15 protein-coding genes and 2 tRNA genes are annotated in these 18,603 nt (G+C 74.0%); 6 read left to right on the top strand and 11 right to left on the bottom strand.

The window, feature by feature from the left end; translation table 11 throughout:
* Positions 1-7 precede the first annotated feature (7 nt).
* Positions 8-1,693, top strand: a complete 1,686-nt coding sequence (locus OHV05_RS11000; RefSeq protein WP_405017513.1) for a chitinase — start codon at positions 8-10, stop codon at positions 1,691-1,693.
* 57 nt (positions 1,694-1,750) lie between these two features.
* Here the strand turns inward: OHV05_RS11000 and OHV05_RS10995 are convergent.
* A tRNA-Lys gene (locus tag OHV05_RS10995) sits at positions 1,751-1,824 on the bottom strand.
* Positions 1,825-1,870: 46 nt separating this feature from the next.
* Positions 1,871-2,788 (bottom strand): NADP-dependent oxidoreductase, encoded by a 918-nt coding sequence (locus OHV05_RS10990; RefSeq protein ID WP_405017512.1) that lies wholly within the window; start codon positions 2,786-2,788, stop codon positions 1,871-1,873.
* 170 nt (positions 2,789-2,958) lie between these two features.
* Between OHV05_RS10990 and OHV05_RS10985 the strand changes: the two genes are divergently transcribed.
* Positions 2,959-4,539, top strand: coding sequence for a Na+/H+ antiporter (locus OHV05_RS10985; RefSeq protein ID WP_405017511.1), 1,581 nt, complete (start codon positions 2,959-2,961; stop codon positions 4,537-4,539).
* Positions 4,540-4,763: 224 nt separating this feature from the next.
* On the top strand, positions 4,764-6,416 hold the full coding sequence (pgi, locus tag OHV05_RS10980; RefSeq protein WP_405017510.1) for a glucose-6-phosphate isomerase: 1,653 nt from the start codon (positions 4,764-4,766) through the stop codon (positions 6,414-6,416).
* A 103-nt stretch (positions 6,417-6,519) separates the two neighbouring features.
* Here the strand turns inward: pgi and OHV05_RS10975 are convergent.
* The 6 genes from OHV05_RS10975 to OHV05_RS10950 form a co-directional block, all read right to left on the bottom strand.
* A tRNA-Lys gene (locus tag OHV05_RS10975) sits at positions 6,520-6,593 on the bottom strand.
* Between the two features lie 53 nt (positions 6,594-6,646).
* Positions 6,647-7,186, bottom strand: a complete 540-nt coding sequence (locus tag OHV05_RS10970; RefSeq protein ID WP_405017509.1) for a bifunctional DNA primase/polymerase — start codon at positions 7,184-7,186, stop codon at positions 6,647-6,649.
* 118 nt (positions 7,187-7,304) lie between these two features.
* Positions 7,305-7,712, bottom strand: coding sequence for a hypothetical protein (locus OHV05_RS10965; RefSeq protein WP_405021429.1), 408 nt, complete (start codon positions 7,710-7,712; stop codon positions 7,305-7,307).
* A gap of 170 nt (positions 7,713-7,882) precedes the next feature.
* On the bottom strand, positions 7,883-9,256 hold the full coding sequence (locus OHV05_RS10960) for a helicase (RefSeq protein ID WP_405017508.1): 1,374 nt from the start codon (positions 9,254-9,256) through the stop codon (positions 7,883-7,885).
* Between the two features lie 8 nt (positions 9,257-9,264).
* Positions 9,265-10,869 (bottom strand): hypothetical protein, encoded by a 1,605-nt coding sequence (locus tag OHV05_RS10955; protein ID WP_405017507.1) that lies wholly within the window; start codon positions 10,867-10,869, stop codon positions 9,265-9,267.
* Positions 10,866-12,083 carry a hypothetical protein gene (locus OHV05_RS10950; protein WP_405017506.1) on the bottom strand — a complete coding sequence of 406 codons (1,218 nt, stop codon included), beginning with the start codon at positions 12,081-12,083 and terminating at the stop codon, positions 10,866-10,868. The genes OHV05_RS10955 and OHV05_RS10950 overlap by 4 nt, the downstream gene beginning before the upstream one ends.
* A 161-nt stretch (positions 12,084-12,244) precedes the next feature.
* Here OHV05_RS10950 and OHV05_RS10945 point away from each other — a divergent pair, with 161 nt between their 5' ends.
* Positions 12,245-12,886, top strand: coding sequence for a histidine phosphatase family protein (locus OHV05_RS10945; protein WP_405017505.1), 642 nt, complete (start codon positions 12,245-12,247; stop codon positions 12,884-12,886).
* Between the two features lie 197 nt (positions 12,887-13,083).
* Here the strand turns inward: OHV05_RS10945 and OHV05_RS10940 are convergent, their stop codons facing one another.
* Complete coding sequence (locus tag OHV05_RS10940) at positions 13,084-14,445, bottom strand: tetratricopeptide repeat protein (RefSeq protein WP_405017504.1); 1,362 nt, start codon at positions 14,443-14,445, stop codon at positions 13,084-13,086.
* A gap of 350 nt (positions 14,446-14,795) precedes the next feature.
* Between OHV05_RS10940 and OHV05_RS10935 the strand changes: the two genes are divergently transcribed.
* Complete coding sequence (locus OHV05_RS10935; RefSeq protein WP_403040454.1) at positions 14,796-15,293, top strand: hypothetical protein; 498 nt, start codon at positions 14,796-14,798, stop codon at positions 15,291-15,293.
* An 84-nt stretch (positions 15,294-15,377) separates the two neighbouring features.
* Positions 15,378-16,301 carry a spermidine synthase gene (locus OHV05_RS10930; protein WP_405017503.1) on the top strand — a complete coding sequence of 308 codons (924 nt, stop codon included), beginning with the start codon at positions 15,378-15,380 and terminating at the stop codon, positions 16,299-16,301.
* Between the two features lie 21 nt (positions 16,302-16,322).
* Here the strand turns inward: OHV05_RS10930 and OHV05_RS10925 are convergent, their stop codons facing one another.
* Positions 16,323-17,084: a hypothetical protein gene (locus OHV05_RS10925; protein ID WP_405017502.1), complete on the bottom strand. Its 762-nt coding sequence runs from the start codon at positions 17,082-17,084 to the stop codon at positions 16,323-16,325.
* Positions 17,085-17,129: 45 nt separating this feature from the next.
* Complete coding sequence (locus OHV05_RS10920) at positions 17,130-18,566, bottom strand: GH1 family beta-glucosidase (protein WP_405017501.1); 1,437 nt, start codon at positions 18,564-18,566, stop codon at positions 17,130-17,132.
* Positions 18,567-18,603: the final 37 nt, after the last annotated feature.

Raw genomic sequence — 18,603 nt, 5'->3', positions numbered from 1 at the left:
TCCCCACATGCGAACTCCCCGAACCACCAGACGAGTGGTCGCCGCCGCGACCGCCTGGGCCACGGCCGCGGCCGGCGCCGTCGCGCTCAGCTTCACCCTGGCCCCGACCGCGAGCGCCGGCGAGTTCCTGACCAACGGCGGCTTCGAGACCGGCAGCGTCTCCCCGTGGAGCTGCACCGGCGGGCTCGGCAGCGTGACCGGCCAGGCCAGGACCGGTGGCTACGCCCTGGCGGCGGCCGCCTCGGCGAGCGACTCGGCCAAGTGCAGCCAGACCGTCACGGTCAAGCCCGGCACCACGTACCAGCTGACCGGCTGGGTCAAGGGCGCGTACGTCTACCTCGGGGTGGAGGGCGGCACCGCCGCCAGCATCTGGACCCCGAGCACCGGCGGCGCCTTCCAGAAGCTCTCGGTCAGCTTCACCACCACCGCCTCGCAGACCAGCGCCACCGTGTACACCCACGGCTGGTACGGCCAGGGCACCTACTACGCCGACGACCTCTCGCTGGACGGGCCCGGTGCGCCGAGCCCGTCGCCGTCGGCCTCGGCCTCCCCCTCGACCTCCGCGTCGCCGTCCGGCTCGGCCTCGCCCTCCGCCTCCCCGTCGGTCTCGGTGTCGCCCTCCCCGTCGGCGTCGCCGTCCACCTCGCAGTCGCCGACCGCACCGCCGAACGGCCTGCCCGCGCACGCGCTGGTCGGCTACCTGCACGCCAGCTTCGCCAACGGCGCCGGCTACACCAAGGTCGCCGACATCCCGGACTCCTGGGACGTCATCAACCTCTCGTTCGGCGAGCCGACCTCGGTGACCTCGGGCGACATCCGGTTCAACCGCTGCCCGGCCACCGAGTGCGCCGGGGCGGAGTCGGACGCCGACTTCAAGGCGGCGATCGCGGCCAAGCAGGCCAAGGGCAAGAAGGTGCTGATCTCGATCGGCGGCCAGAACGGCCAGGTCCAGCTCACCACCACGGCGGCCCGGGACACCTTCGTCAGCTCGGTCTCCGCGATCATCGACCGGTGGGGCCTGAATGGCCTGGACATCGACTTCGAGGGCCACTCGCTCTCGCTGAACACCGGCGACACCGACTTCAAGAACCCCACCACCCCGGTGGTGGTGAACCTGATCTCGGCGCTGAAGACGCTCAAGGCCAAGTACGGCCAGAACTTCGTGCTGACCATGGCGCCGGAGACCTTCTTCGTCCAGCTCGGCTACCAGTACTACGGCTCCGGCCCCTGGGGCGGCCAGGACCCGCGCGCCGGGTCGTACCTGCCGGTGATCTACGCGATGCGCAACGACCTGACGCTGCTGCACGTCCAGGACTACAACTCCGGCTCGATCATGGGCCTGGACAACCAATACCACTCGATGGGCGGCGCGGACTTCCACGTCGCGATGACCGACATGATGCTCAAGGGCTTCCCGGTCGCGGGCAACACCGCCAACATGTTCCCCGCACTGGCCGCCTCCCAGGTCGCCATCGGCATGCCGGCCACCACCAACGCCGGTAACGGCTACGTCGGCCCGGCCGAGGTCAACAAGGCGCTGGACTGCCTGACCAAGCTCACCAACTGCGGCAGCTACGTCCCGCGCAGCGGGGCCCAGCCCAACCTGCGCGGCCTGATGACCTGGTCGATCAACTGGGACCAGTACAACGGCACCCGGGAGTTCTCGAAGAACTTCGACAGCTACTTCGGCTGAACGAGCTGAGAACGAAGGAAGGCCCCCACCGTGAGGTGGGGGCCTTCCGACCGTCTGTGCGCCGCCAGGGACTCGAACCCCGGACCCGCTGATTAAGAGTCAGCTGCTCTAACCAACTGAGCTAGCGGCGCCTGCTGACGGAGAGAACATTACCTGGTCAGCAGCCGAAAGCAGAAATCAGTCCGTCCAGGGAGTGATGACCGCCTTGCCCCGGACGTGTCCGTCCTCCACCAGCCGGTGCGCCTCGGCCGCGCGGGACAGCGGGAAGGTCGCGGCGATCTCCAGCCGGAGGGCGCCGGACTCCCAGAGCCCGGTCAGCTCGGCCAGCCGGGCGGCCGTGCGGGGGCCGCGCAGGCCGGCGAGGCCGAGTCGCTGGGCGCCGGCGTAGTCGACGATGGTGCCGATCCGGGAGCGGTCGGCGACCAGCTCGACCGAGACCTCCAGCGCGCCGCGCCCCGCCGCGTCGAAGGCGGCGTCCACGCCGTCCGGCGCCAGCGCGCGGACCCGGTCGGCCAGGCCGGGGCCGTACGTGACCGGGATCGCGCCGAGCCCGCGCAGGTAGGCGTGGTTGTGCTCGCTCGCGGTGCCGATCACGGTGGCGCCCCAGGCCCTGGCCAGCTGGACGGCGACCGTGCCGACGCCGCCGGAGGCGCCGTGGACCAGCACCGTGTCGCCCGGGCCGACCTTCAGCGCGGTCAGCGCGACGTGCGCGGTCTGCGCGGAGGCGGAGAACGACCCGGCCTCCTCCCAGCTCATCCCGGCGGGCTTGGGCACCAGCTGGGCGCCGTCCACCGCCACGTGCTGGGCGTGGCAGTTCAGCAGCCGGAAGCCGAGCACCTGGTCGCCCACCTCCCAGCCGAAGCTGCCCGCGCCCAACTGCTCGACCACCCCGGCGAACTCGTTGCCCGGGACCGCCGGGTAGCCGACCTCCGCGCCCGGCGGGGACCACCCGGCCCGGACCGCGGTGTCGGCCGGCTGGATGCCCGCCGCCAGCACCCGGACCAGCACCTCGCCCGGCCCCGGTGCGGGCACCGGCAGCTCCGCCACGTACAGCACCTCGGGGCCACCGGGCTCGTTGAACATCGACGCCAGCATCGGACCGCTCCTTCTGGGATCTCGGCTTCTGCGGCCCACTCTGAATGCTCAAGCGGACTTGAAGTCAAGCACCTCCGGCGAGCCGGTGCGCCGCCTGGCGCATTGTCAGATTTATCCTGGCCGAGGGACCGTCAGAGCCGAGAGGCCGTCAACCGAGAGGACAGCACTCCGTGGGTCAGCTGTCACTGCTCTTCCTGGTGCTGCTCGCCTCGGTGGTGACCATCCCGGTGGCCCGGCTCACCCGGGTGCCGCAGCCGGTGCTGATGACCGGGATCGGCCTGCTGTTCGCCTGGCTCCCGCAGGTGCCGGACATCACCATCAACCCCGAGCTGATCCTGCCGCTGGTGCTGCCGCCGCTGATCTTCGCGGTGGCCCGGCGCTCCTCGGTCCGGTACTTCCGGGCCAACATCCGCTCGATCCTGCTGCTCGCGGTCGGCCTGGTGATCGTCACCACCACGGTGGTGGCCGGGGTCTTCCACTGGCTGGTGCCCACCCTCCCGCTGGCCGCCGCCGTCGCCCTCGGCGCGCTGGTCTCACCGCCCGATCCGGTCGCGGCCGTCGCGGTGGCGGGCAGCGTCGGGCTGCCCCGGCGGCTGGTCGCGGTGCTGGAGAGCGAGGGACTGTTCAACGACGTGACCGCGATCGTCATCTACTCGGTGGCCGTCCAGGCGGTGGTCACCGGGGACTTCTCGGCGGGTGGGGCGGCGCTCCGGTTCGTGCTCTCGGCGGTGCTCGCGGTGGTGGTCGGGATCGCCCTGGGCTGGCTGAACGCCAGGCTGGCCGGGCTGCTCGACGACCCGACCCAGCAGGTGGCGCTCAACCTGCTGGTGCCGTTCGCCGCCTACGTGCTGGCCGAGGAGATCCACGGCTCGGGCGTGCTGGCCGTGGTGGTCTGCGCGCTCTACCTGGCGGACCGGGCGGCCGACGCCGACGACGTGGCGTACCGGCTGGTCGGCAACGCCTTCTGGGAGATCGTCGAGATCCTGATCACCGGGGTCGCCTTCGGGCTGATCGGGTTGGAGCTGGCCCCGCTGATGGCGGAGGTCAAGGACAGCTGGCACGACATGGTCGGCGACGCGGCCTGGGTGATCGGCGCCATGGTGCTGGTCCGGCTGCTCTGGCTGCTGCCGGCCGCCTGGATCTCCAAGCGGGTCAGCCGGGCGGACGAGGACACCCCGATCAGCTGGCGGGAGACGGTGGTGCTCTGGTGGTCCGGGATGCGCGGGGTGGCCACCGTCGCGCTGGCGCTCGGCATCCCGCTCACCGTCGACGGCGGCGCGGGCTTCCCCGGCCGGGACGAGATCATGGTGGTCGCCTTCGCGGTGGTGCTGTTCACCCTGTTGGTGCAGGGCCTGACGCTCCCTCTGGTGGTCCGGCTGCTCGGCCTCGGCGGTGCGGCGGACGCGCACGAGGAGGCGGTCAAGCGGATGTGGTGGCGGGCCGCCAAGGCCGGGCTGACCCGGCTCGGCGAGCTGGAGGACGAGCGCGACCTGCAGCCCGAGGTGGTCGAGCGGCTGCGCGAGCGCCAGCACGACCGGCTGGCCCGGCTCTGCCCGGAGAAGTACGCCGAGGAGGAGGCGCAGGAGGCCAGGGAGCGGTTCGTCCAGTGGCAGGCCGCGGCCGACATCGAGCAGGAGATGATCGCCGCCTCCCGCCGCGAGGTGCTGGCCGCCCGGGGCGAACTCGGCGGTGACCCGGAGGTCGCCGACCAGGTGATGCGCAAGCTCGACCTGCGCTCCCGCCGCAAGTGACCTGGGCGGGTGACCTGCACAGGTGGCCTGCGGGTGTGGAAGCGACGAAGTGTCGGTGACCGCCGGTGGCGGGGCGGGTGACGGACCGCCAGGACGCGTAGGCTGGCCCGGGCAGGCCGTCAACGGAGTCGGCGCAGCACCACCCGTACCACCGCCGGACCTCGCGTCACCCTCCCGCTGGGCCCTGCCGGTACCCACAACCGGATGACTTCGAGGAGCAACCGATGACGGCGCAGAACCGCACCCCCCTGGACCGGCTGCCGCAGTGGGCGGCGCTGGCCAAGCACCGGGAGGAGTTCGGTGACACCCACCTGCGCGAGCTGTTCGCGGCCGACTCCGGCCGCGGGGCCGACCTCACGCTGCGGGTCGGCGACCTGCTGGTGGACTACTCCAAGCAGCTGGTGACCGGCCGGACCCTGGAGCTGCTGCGGGAGTTGGCGGCCGCCACCGGCGTCGCCGAGCTGCGGGACGCGATGTTCCGCGGCGAGAAGATCAACATCACCGAGGACCGGGCGGTCCTGCACACCGCCCTGCGCGCGCCGCGCGGCGCGGTGGTCGAGGTGGACGGCGAGAACGTGGTGCCCGCCGTGCACGCGGTGCTGGACAGGATGGCGGCCTTCGCCGACAAGGTCCGCTCCGGCGAGTGGACCGGGCAGACCGGCAAGCGGATCAGGAACGTCGTCAACATCGGCATCGGCGGCTCCGACCTCGGCCCGGCGATGGCCTACGAGGTGCTCCGGTCCTACGCGCAGCGCGACCTGACGGTCCGTTTCGTCTCCAACGTGGACGGCGCCGACCTGCACGAGGCGATCCGCGACCTGGACGCCGCCGAGACGCTGTTCATCGTCGCCTCCAAGACCTTCACCACGATCGAGACCATCACCAACGCCACCTCGGCCCGGGAGTGGCTGCTCGGCGAGCTGGGGGCCGGCCAGGAGGCGGTGGCCAAGCACTTCGTGGCGCTCTCCACCAACGCGACCGGCGTGGCCGACTTCGGCATCGACGTGGCCAACATGTTCGAGTTCTGGGACTGGGTCGGCGGCCGCTACTCCTACGACTCGGCGATCGGTCTCTCGCTGATGATCGCGATCGGCCCGGAGAACTTCCGCGAGATGCTGGCCGGCTTCCACCTGGTGGACGAGCACTTCCGCACCGCTCCGCCGGAGCAGAACGTCCCGCTGCTGCTCGGCCTGCTGGGCGTCTGGTACGGCGCGTTCTTCGACGCCCAGGCACACGCGGTGCTGCCGTACTCGCACTACCTGGCCCGCTTCACCGCCTACCTGCAGCAGCTCGACATGGAGTCCAACGGCAAGTCGGTGGACCGCGACGGCAACCCGGTGGCGTGGCAGACCGGCCCGGTGGTCTGGGGCACCCCCGGCACCAACGGCCAGCACGCCTACTACCAGCTGCTGCACCAGGGCACCAAGGTGATCCCGGCCGACTTCATCGGCTTCGCGCAGCCGGTCGCCGAGCTGAGCCCGGCGCTGGCCGCCCAGCACGACCTGCTGATGGCCAACTTCTTCGCCCAGACCCAGGCGCTGGCCTTCGGCAAGACCGCCGAGGAGGTCGCGGCCGAGGGCGTGCCCGCCGAGCTGGTCCCGCACAAGACCTTCAAGGGCAACCACCCGACCACCACCGTGCTGGCCGCCGAGCTGACCCCGTCGGTGCTCGGCCAGCTGGTCGCGCTGTACGAGCACAAGGTGTTCGTCCAGGGCGCGGTGTGGAACATCGACTCCTTCGACCAGTGGGGCGTCGAGCTCGGCAAGGTGCTGGCCAAGCGGATCGAGCCGGTGCTGCTGACCGGTGCGGGCGCGGACGCGCTGGACAGCTCGACCGCCGCGCTGGTGCAGAACTACCGCTCGCTGCGCGGGCGCTGACGGCGACCCGGCCCCCCGCTCCGGCGGGGGCCGGGCAGGCCGCTGTCGGACCCGGGAACGAAGGAAGGCCCCCACCGTGAGATGGGGGCCTTCCGACCGTCTGTGCGCCGCCAGGGACTCGAACCCCGGACCCGCTGATTAAGAGTCAGCTGCTCTAACCAACTGAGCTAGCGGCGCCTGTCTGACGTGGGAAACATTAGCAGCGGGATCGGGCGGAACCAAAATCGGTTTCAGGCCCCGGCGGGCTCGGCCGTCGACCGCGCCCGGGAGGCCCGGACGCAGGCCCAGAGCACGGTGGCCGCCCCCGGCAGCCAGGGCTCCCGGGAATCCGGCGCGACCACCCAGCGGCCGGCGCCCTGGCCGGGGGAGACCGGGGCGTCCACCATCCGCTGGATCGGCGGCACGGTCACCGCGTCGCCCTGCCCGTGGCAGAGCAGCGGCGGCACCTCGCGGGCCCACTCCTCCCAGGCCAGCAGCGTCCGGAGCCGGGGCGCCGCGCCCGGCTGGACGAACAGCAGGGTCCGCCCCCGGAAGGAGGCGACCGGGCCGCAGCCCGGCCCCGAGGCCCAGAGCTCGTCCAGCACGGCGCGGCCGAACAGGGCCGGCATGCTGATCACGTCGAAGACCCGCCCGCAGGGCAGGACGGTCGGCGCCCAGGGGCGTGACTCCCAGAGGGCGCGCATGCTGCGCGGGTACTCACTCGCGGAGGCCAGCCAGGACTCCCCGGCCACGGTGACGTACTCCACGGATTGATACGTCCAGATGTCCACGGGCAGCAGACTGGCCCGGCCGGGGCGGGCCGCGCCGGGAAAGTGACGTTCGGCGGACAAGAGGCGGGGGAGGGGCGTACCCTTCCCGCCTGCATATGCCAGAGGCGTGTCGAGGGTCTCAGTGCTGCTCGCCGCTGTGCTGCTGGCGGATCAAGGTCTGGCCGTACTCGACCATCCGGGTCGCGTAGTCCGGCGTCCAGTCGATCCGGGCGGCGATCTCGGCGGGCGAGAGCGCGTCGAACCGGCGGGTGTCCGCGAGCTGGGCGGCGGCGATCGCCTGGAAGTCCGCGGCCCGCTCGGCGGCGACCCGGAAGGCCAGGGTCAACTCGGTGGCGCGGCGGAGCAGTTCGGCCGGGTCGTCGATCGACTCCAGGTCGAAGAACCGTTCCTCCTCGGGCTCCTCGGCGGGCGGCTCGAACAGCAGCTGGGCCGGCCGCAGGCGGCGCGGCGGCGGGGCCTCGGCGGTGCTGGGCGGGGCGGTGCTCGGCTCGCCAGCGGAGGGGCCGGACTGCGCCGGGAGCGGCACCACGGCTTCGCGGTCGACCGGCTGGGCGGACACCGGTGGATGGCGGTCGGGCATGGGACGACACCTCCGAGGCGGCGGGTGAGGGGACTGCCGTCCATTGTCGCGCGGGGACGGCCGGTAACGGAACGGTGCGCGTGCGGGCGCTATTCCCCGGCCACGCGCCCCCGATTTCAGGCCAACCGCACCCGGTGCTCGCTCAGCTGGGCGAGCACGGCGTGGTTGGCCTCCCAGCCGTCCGGGAACTTCATCGTCACCCCGAGCTGCACCGGCTCGGTCGCCGGGTGCTCGTCCAGCAGCTCCGGGATGCCGGCTCTGGCCACCACGATGCAGGCGTGCCGGTGCCGCGAGGCGAGCACGCAGAGCCGCCCGGTCTCCAGGTGGAAGGCGGTGGCGTCCGGTCGGCCGGAGAGCGGGTGCAGCACCACGGTGACGTCGTACTCGCGGCCCTGCAGCCGGTTCGCGGTGTCCACGGTGACGGCGGGACCGGCCGCGCCGTCCACCGGCACGCCGAGCCCCAGCAGCGCGGCCCGGACGGCGGCCGCCTGGTCCCGGTGGGCGGTGCCGACCGCGATCCGGTCGGCGGTGAGCGGGGTGCTGCCCTGCTCCGAGTGCGCGGTCAGGCCCCGGGTGAGCAGCCGGTGCACGGTGGCGGCGGTGGCGGCCACCGCCTGCGGGTCGGTCCGCACGGTGTGCCGGGCGGGCAGCTCCAGCAGTGCCCAGCCGTGCTCGGCCGCCTCGTCGATCGCCGCGTCCAGCGCGGAGCCGTCCGGGGCGGTCGCGGTGGTCAGCCGCCGGTCGTCCGGGCCGGTGCCGGAGCGGAACGGGGTGTACGGGTAGAAGGCGGCCGAGATCAGCGGCGCGGCCGAGTACGGCAGCCGCCAGGAGACCGGCAGCCGGTGCGGCCGGATCTCCGGGTTGTGCGCGAGCAGGGTGACCACCGCGCTGCTGGACGGGTCGTAGGACAGGCCCGCCCACTGGTCGGTGCCGACCACCGTGAACGGGTCCAGCTGGCCGGGGTCGCCGACGAACAGGGCCCGGTCGAACAGCCCGGCCACGGCGAGCAGCGCGTCCGACCGCATCTGGTACGCCTCGTCCACGATCGCGTGCCGCCAGCGGGCCTCGGTCTTCACCCACTGCCACTTGGCCGCGGTGGAGATCACCACGTCCTGCTCCAGCAGGTCGCCGACCTTGGGGGCGGCGGTGACGTTGGCGTACCGGGACAGCTCGGCGGCCGGCCTGCTGTCGGCGGCGTGCAGCCGACCGATGGTGAGGTCCGGGCCCCTCTCGGCCAGCCGGGCGACCAGGTCGTCCACCTGACTGTTCGTCTGGGCCACGATCATCAGCTTCTCGCCGCCCGCCACCAGCTCCCGGGCGGCCCGCACCACCAGGGTCGACTTGCCCGCACCTGGCGGTGAGTCGACCACCACCCCGCGCGGGGCGCCCGGGGCGGGGTGGACGGTGGCGGCCAGGATCGCGGCCACGGCGGCGTCGGCGGCGGCACCGGGGTGCTCGCCGGCCGGACGGGCGGTCTGACTGATGGTCATGCCGGTGGTCATTCCCACTCTTCGGTGGCAGTAGGCGAACGATCGCCGCCGCCCGGCGGTCCACCGTGCGTCCAGGGGGTGTCGTCCGGCTCGGGGAGCGGGGCGGACTGGCGGGGCGTCAGCTCGAACAGGGTCAGCACGATCCGCTCCCCGGGCTCGGGCAGGCTGCCCGGCTCCGGCTCCTTCTTCCGGCCCATCCCGTTCAGCACCCGGACGGTGACCGTGCCGGCGGCCCGGTCGGCCGCCACGATCACCGCCTCCTGGGCCGAGCTGTGGTTGGCCCGGTGCACCTTGCGGCCCGGGTCGGCGTGCGGCCGGTCGGTGGTGCGGATCACCAGCAGCGGGCGGGGCTTGGGCGAGCGCCCCGAGGTGTCGTACTCCGGGACCACCTCGGTGACCTCCCCGGCGAACGCCTCGCCGGACAGTCGGTGCTCGGCCATCGCCAGCGGGTCGTCCAGCGCCTCCTGGACGTCCGACCTGGCCTGCTCGCGCTCCCGCTGGGCCAGCTTGCGGGCGGCGGTGACGGCGTCGTCCTGCTTGGGCTGCGGCGGCTCGCCGGCCGCCAGCCGGTCGCGGTGGCCGGTGTAGGACCAGCGGTCGCCCTCCCAGCGCTCGGCCAGGTGGGCGGCCGGGGGGAGGGCGCGGAGCAGGTCGAGGCCGCGCCAGACGTCCTGCCAGGTGGGCAGCAGCACCCGGAGCAGTGCGGCGTGCAGCTCCTCGGCGGCGTGCTTGACCCGGAGCCGGGCCGCCTGGCCCTCGCCGGGCCGCCCGTTCCGCTCGGCCTGTTCGGCGGCGGCCAGTGCGGCGAGCGCGGTGTCGTGCCGGGTGATGGCCGGGGCCAGCACCCGGGCGTCGAAGGCCGGGTCGGTGGCCGGGCCGGCCGGGGGGTGCAGCAGCTGGCCCGCGGCGTCCCGCTCGGTCTCCACCCGGGTCGCCAGCTCGGCCCCGCCGACGCCGAACGGTGGCCGGTGCCAGGCGAGTTGGGCGCCGAGGTGCTGGTCCTCCAGGTGGCTCTGGCCGGTCGCCCAGTGTCGGGCCAGCAGCCCGGTCATCGGCAGCAGCAGGCTGGAGCCGGGCACCTGGGCCCGCTCGGTGAGGTGGGTCAGCCAGCGGCCCAGCAGCGGCACCCTGGTCGGTGCGGGGTAGGGACCGGGATCCGGGTCCTCGGCGGTGCGGCGGAACCGGGTGGACCGGCCGAGCAGGGCCAGATGCTGCACGGAGCCGCTGTTCGGCACGATCAACTGCGGTGCGTCGGCGCAGAGTTCGCGGAAGGTCTGGGTCTTCTCGCCGGTCTCCGGGTCCTTCTCGGTGCGCTCGATCTGCTCGACCTCGGCGCCGTACGACTCCAGGTAGGGCACCAGCTCGGCGGCGAACGCGGCCAGGAACTCGAACCGCTGAGCGCGGTTCAGCGGCTGCGGGACCAGGTGCAGCCGGGGCGCGTCCCGCTCGGTGCCGAGCAGCACCGCGAGCGGGGCCCCGGCCTCACCGGCGGCGGCCAGCGGGACCAGCACCATCGGCCGGTCGGACAAGTGCCGGTGGCGGACGGTGGCCAACGGCTCGGCGTGGCCGCTGCGGACGGCCTCCAGCCGGGCCAGGGTGGCGAGCAGGCTCACCGGTCGGCTCCGGGTGATCCGGGGGCCGTGGTGGCGGGGGCCGCTGCGGTGAGTGCCTCGGCGCGCAGGGCGGCGGCGTGGGCCAGCCGGGCGGCGGCCTCCCGGTCGGCCTGCGGGCCCTGGTCGGTGGCCGCCGCCAGGGCGGCGGTCACCGTGCGGAGGCTGCCCAGCTCGCCCCGGACGCCCCGGCCGAGCTGCTCCACCGCGTCCGCGCAGCGGGCCTGCGCCCGGCAGTGGAAGCCCAGCTCGCAGGTGGAGAGGCAGTCCGGACTGTAGGCGGCCGGGACGGCGGCGACGGACTCGGTCAGCTCCGCCACCGGACGGGTCGGCACCCCGGCCTGATCCGGCGCCAGGTCGAAACTGGTGCCGGCCGGGAGCGCGTCGAGCAACTGGTCGATCCCGGTCAGCCTGGCCAACTGCCGCCGGGTGGTGGCCAACTCGCGCCGGACGTCCACCACGGTGGCCGTCGGCCGGTTGGAGAAGTCCCTGGGGCAGACCAGCAGCACACTGAGCTCCGGGCTGCCGGGGAACGCGTCGGTGGCGTACGGGGACCGATCGGCCGTCGTACCGGCCAGCCCGGCCGCCGTCTCCTGGAGCGCCAGCACGTACACCGCCGCCTGCCGGGCGGCCGCCCCCACCTTCGCCGGGTCGGCCGAACCGTCGATGATCGGGAAGGACTTGATCTCCACCACCGTGCAGCGACCGCCGTGCACCACCACCGCGTCCGGCTCCAGGTAGGCCGGGCTGCCCGCCACGGTGAGCCGGAACATCGGGTGGTCGAGCAGCGTCCAGCGGGTGGGGTCGGCGGCGGCCTCGGCCAGCACCTGGGCCGTCCGCTCGGCCCGGGTGGCGGGGGCGGCACGGGGCAGCAGATCCGGCACGGTCAGCTCGCCGCCCTCCGGCGGTGCGCCGAGCAGGCGGCGGAGCGGCTCCAGCAGCGCCGCGTAGCCGTCGGCCTTGAGCCGGGCCTCGAAGACGTTCCCCCGGGTGATCGCGAAGGGGGACTGCCCGAACGGCGCGGGGTGCCCGAGCCGCTCGGCGACGGCGCCCTTGTCGACCCCCGCCGCGTCCAGCACCGCGCGACGGCGGCACCCCGGATTGGCCGCGAGGGCGGCCAGCGCCCGGGCGTCGAGGCTGCGCTGCGGCGCCTGGCCGCGCAGATCACGGAGCCGCCGCGCGACCGGCTCCGCCTGCCCGTAGGTCAAGACGTTCATGGTGCGGCCAAGTCTCGCACCCGGCACCGACAAACCACCCCGGAACGCGCTCCCCGGACCTTCCGGGGCCATCCGGACCCCGGACCGCCGACCCGGGGCACCCGGGTGGTGAGGGATCATGGAGGGGTCGAATGCAGCCCCCGTCTGCGAGGAGTCCGCTCATGCCCGCCCGTATCGTGCTTGTCCGGCATGGCGAGACCGCCTGGTCGGCCAGTGGTCAGCACACCGGCCGTACCGACGTCCCGCTCACCGAGGAGGGCCGCGGGATGGCCCTGGCCCTCGGGGCCCGGCTGGCGAAGGCCCCCTGGAACGGACTGCCGGGCGCCACCGTCTGCACCAGCCCGCTGTCCCGGGCCAAGGAGACCTGCGAGCTGGCCGGCTTCGGCGATCGCGCGGTCGACCGGGACGAACTGCTGGAGTGGGACTACGGCCAGTACGAGGGACGCACCGGCCCCGAGATCCGGGCCACCGACCAGCCGGGCTGGCTGATCTGGCGGGACGGCGTGCCGGGCGGCGAGAAGCTCGCCGACGTGGCGGCACGGGTGGACGGCTTCCTCGCCGGGCTCAACTCCGAGCACGGGACGCCGCATCCGGAGACCACCACCATGCACTGCGCCGACCACGACGTGGTGATCTTCGCGCACGGGCACCTGCTGCGGATCCTGACGGCGCGTTGGCTGGGGCTGCCGCCGGAGTTCGCGCAGCGGTTCAAGCTGGGGACGGCGGCGCTCTCGGTGCTGTCGTGGGAGTACGGGGCACCCGCGGTGGAGATCTGGAACGACCACAGCCACCTGCAGGGCTGAAGCCAGGCAGGCGCTCAGCTTCTTGCAGGGCGCTCGGTTGCACTGTCCAGGGGCTCGGGGAACTGCGAGGAGATCTGGTGTGCGGGTCACTGCGAAAGTGCCTGACCCCGTACGCACGTTGAACGCTCCCGAGGCCGGCGTCGCAGTTCCCCGAGCCCCTGGTGGCTGAGCCCGGACCGCAGGTCACCTGTTCAGGTTCAGGCTGCTTCGTAGCTGGTGAGGAAGGCGGCGACCTCGGGGACGGTGCGGTGGGGGCGGAGCCGGTCCGCGGTGGTGGCGAGCATGCTGCGGATGCGGGCCGAGCGGACCTGGTCGAGGAGGGTGACGGCGGCGGTGCCGTGGACCGCTGCGCCTGCCAGGTCGCCGAGGCCGAGGCGGTCGTGGGCGAGTTCGGCGGTGTAGAGCACCCGGTTGCGGACGAAGTGCGGCTCCTGGAGGGAGATCGCCCGGCAGACCCGGTCGGTGGCCCGTTCGAACTCGCCGAGGGCGGACCAGCACTGGGCCTCGAGCCCGGCGATCTCGGCTTCGCCGAAGAAGCTCATCCACTCCGGGTCGGCCTCCGACTCGCCCCGGTCGAAGAGGGTGTGCGCCCGCCCCAACGCCCGTTCGCAGGCGGCCCGGTCGCGCAGCAGCGCCCAGGCCCCGGCCTCCCGCATGACCAGCAGCGAGAGCAGCCGGTCGGAGTCCAGGTGCCGGGCCGCGGACTGGCCGGCCTGGGCGGCCCGGAGGGCTTCGCGGGCCCGGCCGGCGTCCCTGGCGAGGAAGGCGCTGTTGGAGAAGACGTGTGCCTCCAGCGCAGCGTCGTTGGCCATCCGGGCGGTGGCGAGGGCCTCGGAGTAGAACGAGCGGGCGTCCGCCAGCCGGTCCGAGTCGTGGGCCAACCAGCCGACCGAGATGGCCAGTTCACCGGCCCCGGACTGCAGTCGGCGCTCGGTGGCGGCACTGTACTCGCCGTCGTTGAGCATCACGTACGCGCCGCGCAGCGACTGCCCGGCCAGCTCGAACAGGGTGTCCGCGCCGTGCACGTCGTCCAGCAGCCTGATGTCGCGGACGGCCTGCTCGACCCCGAGCACCTCGGCCGCGCCGACCCGGCGCGGGGGCGGTACCACCGGGGTCGCGGCCTGGGCGGGCAGGTCGAGGGCGAGCGCGGTCACCAGGGCGGTCGAACCGCCGTTCAGGAATGTACGGCGACGCACGTCGTCGTTCTCCTCGTCGGGATGGTACGAGTCGTCGAGCCGGACCGGCCCGCCCGGCCCGAGCCTGGTGGCCGGGACTGACGGTGGGTCGGCCACCCGGCGGCGGACCGCCGTACGGGGGGTGAACCCGAGTTCGGACAGGGAGCGGCCCGGCCACATGTGCCGGAACACCCGCTCGTACGCGTAGTTGGGACAACGGATCTCCCCGGCCTCCACCCGTCCGATGTAGCGGGCGTCGCAGGAGACGTGGTCGCCGATCTCCCGGGCGGCCCGACGGATCGCGACCGCGAACTCGCCGGGGGAGAGGTCGCCGCGCAGCGCTCGCATGGCGGCGTTGGGGGTGGGGGGCCTCGTGGCTGCCATCTGATGCGCTCCGAGCTGGTGCGTCGGGGGGTACGTCCGTTGTCGGTGGTGGAGATGGTGGAGGTGGGGGCGACGGCCCGGGTGGGCCTCGATCCAGCGCAGAGAGTACCGGGCGTGACGGACTGATCACGTCCGGTTGTGGGTTGATCTGCGGTCAATTGGCATCAAATCGGGCACTGTTGCCGAGATCCGCCATGAAATGCCATGGCTTGCTGTACGTCGCCCCGTGGCCTTTCGGGGCCGTCCGGCGTTGTCCTGATACGTGGAAGCCCACCGCCGCGCCGCCACCGATCCGCTCCTCCGATCGAGCGACCCCCGGCTTCCGACCTGACGAGGTGACAGGAGGGCCCATGGCCACCGGACTTCCGTACTACCGACGCATCACGGCCGGGGCGAGCCGGGGCCTGCCCGGTCTCGGCCCGGCGCTGCACCCCGCACTGGTCCCGGGCGGGGTCGACCAGGAGCCGCCCGGCTTCGCCGTCGGCGGGGGCGGCCCCGGCGCGGCGCGGCCCGCCCCCGCCGGGTTCGACACCGTCACCGTCCCGGTCCGGCACGGTCTGGAGACGGTGGACATCCTCCGGCTCCGCCGGGCCTGCGGCACGGTGCACCAGACCGGCGGCGGATCGGCGATCGCGTTCCTGGTCCCCGCCGGGGTGGCCGGGCAGTGGCACCTGCCCGGCACCAGCTGTACGCCGGGGGCCAAGCAGCTCCCCGCGACCGACCCGCGCTGGGTGATGCCGCCCGCCGGGCCCACCGCCTCGGCCCGCGCCACCGACCCCTGGGTGCTCCGGTCGGCGCTCTGCGAGGCGGCCTGCACCCTGACCGCCGGCGGCCTCGGCCCGTTCTGACCTGCGCCGTCCGCCCGCTCCCGGTCTGCCCCCGTCGGCCGGTGAGGTCGGTGGGCCCCGTCCCGCCCGGCGATAATGGTCCCCATGGGACGCAGCAACCGGGCCGGTCGGGCTCGCACCGAGACCGAGCCCGCCACGACGGCCCCCGCCGGGTCGCCCGGCGGTCGTACCCATGCCCAGGGCCCGCTGGCCCGCCCGGTCGCCTCCGGCCTGGCCGAGCTGGTCCCGGACCGTGACCGCCCCGCCGCCTGGACGCTGCTGCTCGACGGGGCGCCGCAGTCCCTGGTCGACCTGGCCGACCCGGGCCACCTGGGTTTCGAGTACCAGCGCCGACTCGGCCACCTGATCGACCTCGCGGCCCCGCCCGGCAAGCCGATCACCGTGCTGCACCTCGGCGGTGGCGCGCTCACGCTGGCCCGCTACACCGCCGCCACCCGGCCGAGGTCCCGGCAGCAGGTCGCCGAGATCGACCCCGAGCTGACCGAACTGGTGCGCGCCGAACTGCCGTTGGAGCGTGGCTGGCAGATCAAGGTGCGCGGTGCCGACGCCCGTGCGGTGCTCGAACGGACCCCCGAGGGCTCCGTCGACCTGGTGATCGCCGACATCTTCTCCGGCGCCAGGACCCCGGCCCACTGCGCCACGGTCGAGTTCGCCGCGCTGGCCGCCCGGGCCCTCGCCCCCGGCGGGCGGTACGCCGCCAACATCGCCGACGGCGGGGCGTTGAGCTTCGCCCGCTCCCAGGTCGCCACGCTGCTCGCGGTGTTCCCCGAGGTCTGCCTGACCGCCGACCCGGCGGTGCTGCGGGGCAAGCGGTTCGGCAACCTGATCCTGGCTGCCGCCCAGCAGCCGCTCCCGCTGGACGAGTTGGGCCGCCGGGTGGCCTCCGACTCCTACCTCGGGCGGATCGAGCACGGCCGCCCGCTGGCCGACTTCACCGCCGGTGCCGCCCCGGCCACCGACGCCACGGCGGCGCCGTCCCCGGCACCGCCGCCGGGCGTCTTCCGCTGAAGCCGGTCCGCCCGGGGCGGTTCAGTGCCCGCTGGGGATGCCCCGGTGCTTGTACATCGCCGCCCCGGTGAGCAGCAGCCCGGCCGCGATCGGGACCAGGACGGCGGTCAGCTTGCCCTCGGTGTCGACCGGGGCGGCGGTGGTGGACACCGCCAGTTCCGGCTGGACGGGTTCCCAACTGCCCTGCACCACCTGGAGGTCGGCAGTCCTGGTGATCGGGACGGTGCGGTCCACGGCGGTGCCGGCGACCGTCGCCTGCGCGACCGCCGCCGAGCGCAGCGCGGCGCTCGCGACCGGCAGCGGCCCCGGGGCCGCCTCGGCGCCCCCGACGGACCGGGAGGCCCGGGGCTCGCCGTCCCCCCGGGGCTGCGGCGGCACGGCGGGCAGCAGGACCGCCGCGATCGCGAAGGCGTCCGGCACGGTGGTCGCCTGGCCGGGCAGCGGAAGCCCGTCGGTCCTGATCCGGTCCTGCAGGGCGCGGCCCACCGAGGCGGTCTGCTGCTCCAGCACGGGTACGGTCGCGCCGGTCAGCCGGCCCAACAGCTCCGGGGCGCCGGCCTGGTTGACCAGGTCGGTGACGGTCGGACCGTCACTGGCGTAGGCACTGCTCACCCCGAGGCCGAGGCCCCAGACGTGGGCGAGCACCGCACCGCCGGCGGCGAGCGTCCTGGCCCGGGGCCGGGGCAGTCGCCCCCGGCCCTGCGCCGGACCAGGGCGCCCCTGACACTCCGGGTCGCCGCCCGGGGCTTCGACTCGCGGCCGGGCCGCGTGATTTGCTCGCACGACAAGAGAGAACGACCGGCCGGTGGTCAGGTCACGCGGCGGGGGTCACCCCTGCGGAAGGGTTCCGGTACGGATCACCTCGGCGTACCAGCGGGCACTGGCCTTCGGGGTGCGGGCCAGCGTGCCGTAGTCGACGTGCACCGCGCCGAACCGCTTGGCATAGCCGTACGCCCACTCGAAGTTGTCCAGCAGCGACCAGAGGTAGTAACCCCGGACGTCCGCGCCGGCCGCCACCGCGTCGGCCACCGCGGCCAGGTGCCCGTGCAGGTAGGCGATCCGGTCCTGGTCGTCCACCAGGCCGTCCGGGCCGACGGTGTCCTCGAAGGCGGCGCCGTTCTCGGTGACCAGCATCGGCAGCCCGGGGTGCGCCCGGTGCACGTCGAGCAGCAGGTCGGTCAGACCGGTCGGGTCGATCGGCCAGTCCATCGCGGTGCGTTCGCCGGGGGCGAGGTGGAACGCGACGTCCTCGGCGCCCGGCCAGGGCGACTGGTCGCCGCCGCCGTGGCCGTCGTGGCGGGGCAGGTCCCTGGCGTTCTCGGCACTCGAAACCACGGTCGGGGTGTAGTAGTTGATGCCCAGCAGGTCGATCGGGCGGCCGATCTCGGCCTCGTCGCCGGGCTGGACCAGGGTGTCCCAGTCGACCAGGTGCGCGGTGTCGGCGAGCAGGTCGGCGGGGTAACCGCCGTCCAGCATCGGGCCGGTGAAGATCCGGTTGCCGACGGCGTCGATCCGGCGGGCGGCCGTCAGGTCGGCCGGGTCCGCGCTGAGCGGCCGGATCTGGTGCAGGTTGAGCGAGACGGCCAGCTGGGCGGTCCGCGGCAGGGCCGCGCGCAGCGCGCCGACCGCGAGGCCGTGGCCCAGGTTGAGGTGGTGCGCGGCCCGGAGCGCGTCGGCCTGGTTGCTGCGCCCGGGGGCGTGCACGCCGGAGCCGTAGCCGAGGAAGGCGCTGCACCAGGGCTCGTTCAGGGTGGTCCAGGTGGAGACCCGGTCGCCGAGCGCCTCGGCGGCCAGCGCGGCGTAGTCGGCGAACCGGTACGCGGTGTCCCGGGCCGGCCAGCCGCCCAGCTCCTCCAGGTGCTGCGGCAGGTCCCAGTGGTAGAGGGTGGCGACCGGCGCGATGCCGTGCGCCAGCAGCTCGTCGGTCAGCGCCCGGTAGAAGTCCAGCCCGCGTTCGACCGCCGGGCCACGCCCGGTGGGCTGGACGCGCGGCCAGGAGAGCGAGAACCGGTACGAGGTCAGGCCGAGCTCGGCCATCAGCCGGACGTCCTCGCGGAACCGGTGGAAGTGGTCGACGGCGATGTCCCCGGTGTCACCGCCGGCCACCTTGCCGGGGGTGTGGCTGAAGGTGTCCCAGATCGACGGGGTGCGCCCGTTCTCGGTGGCGGCACCCTCGATCTGGTACGCGGCGGTGGCCGCGCCCCAGGCGAAGCCGGACGGGAAGGCCGGGCCGGTGCGGATGGTGCTCGGTTCGGTCACGGTCATTGCGGGAGCGCTCCCATGGTGAGTGTGGACGCTGACG

This window comes from Kitasatospora sp. NBC_00070, assembly GCF_045041205.1.
Taxonomy (GTDB): Bacteria; Actinomycetota; Actinomycetes; order Streptomycetales; family Streptomycetaceae; genus Kitasatospora.
This window is presented reverse-complemented; position numbering and strand designations above follow the sequence as displayed.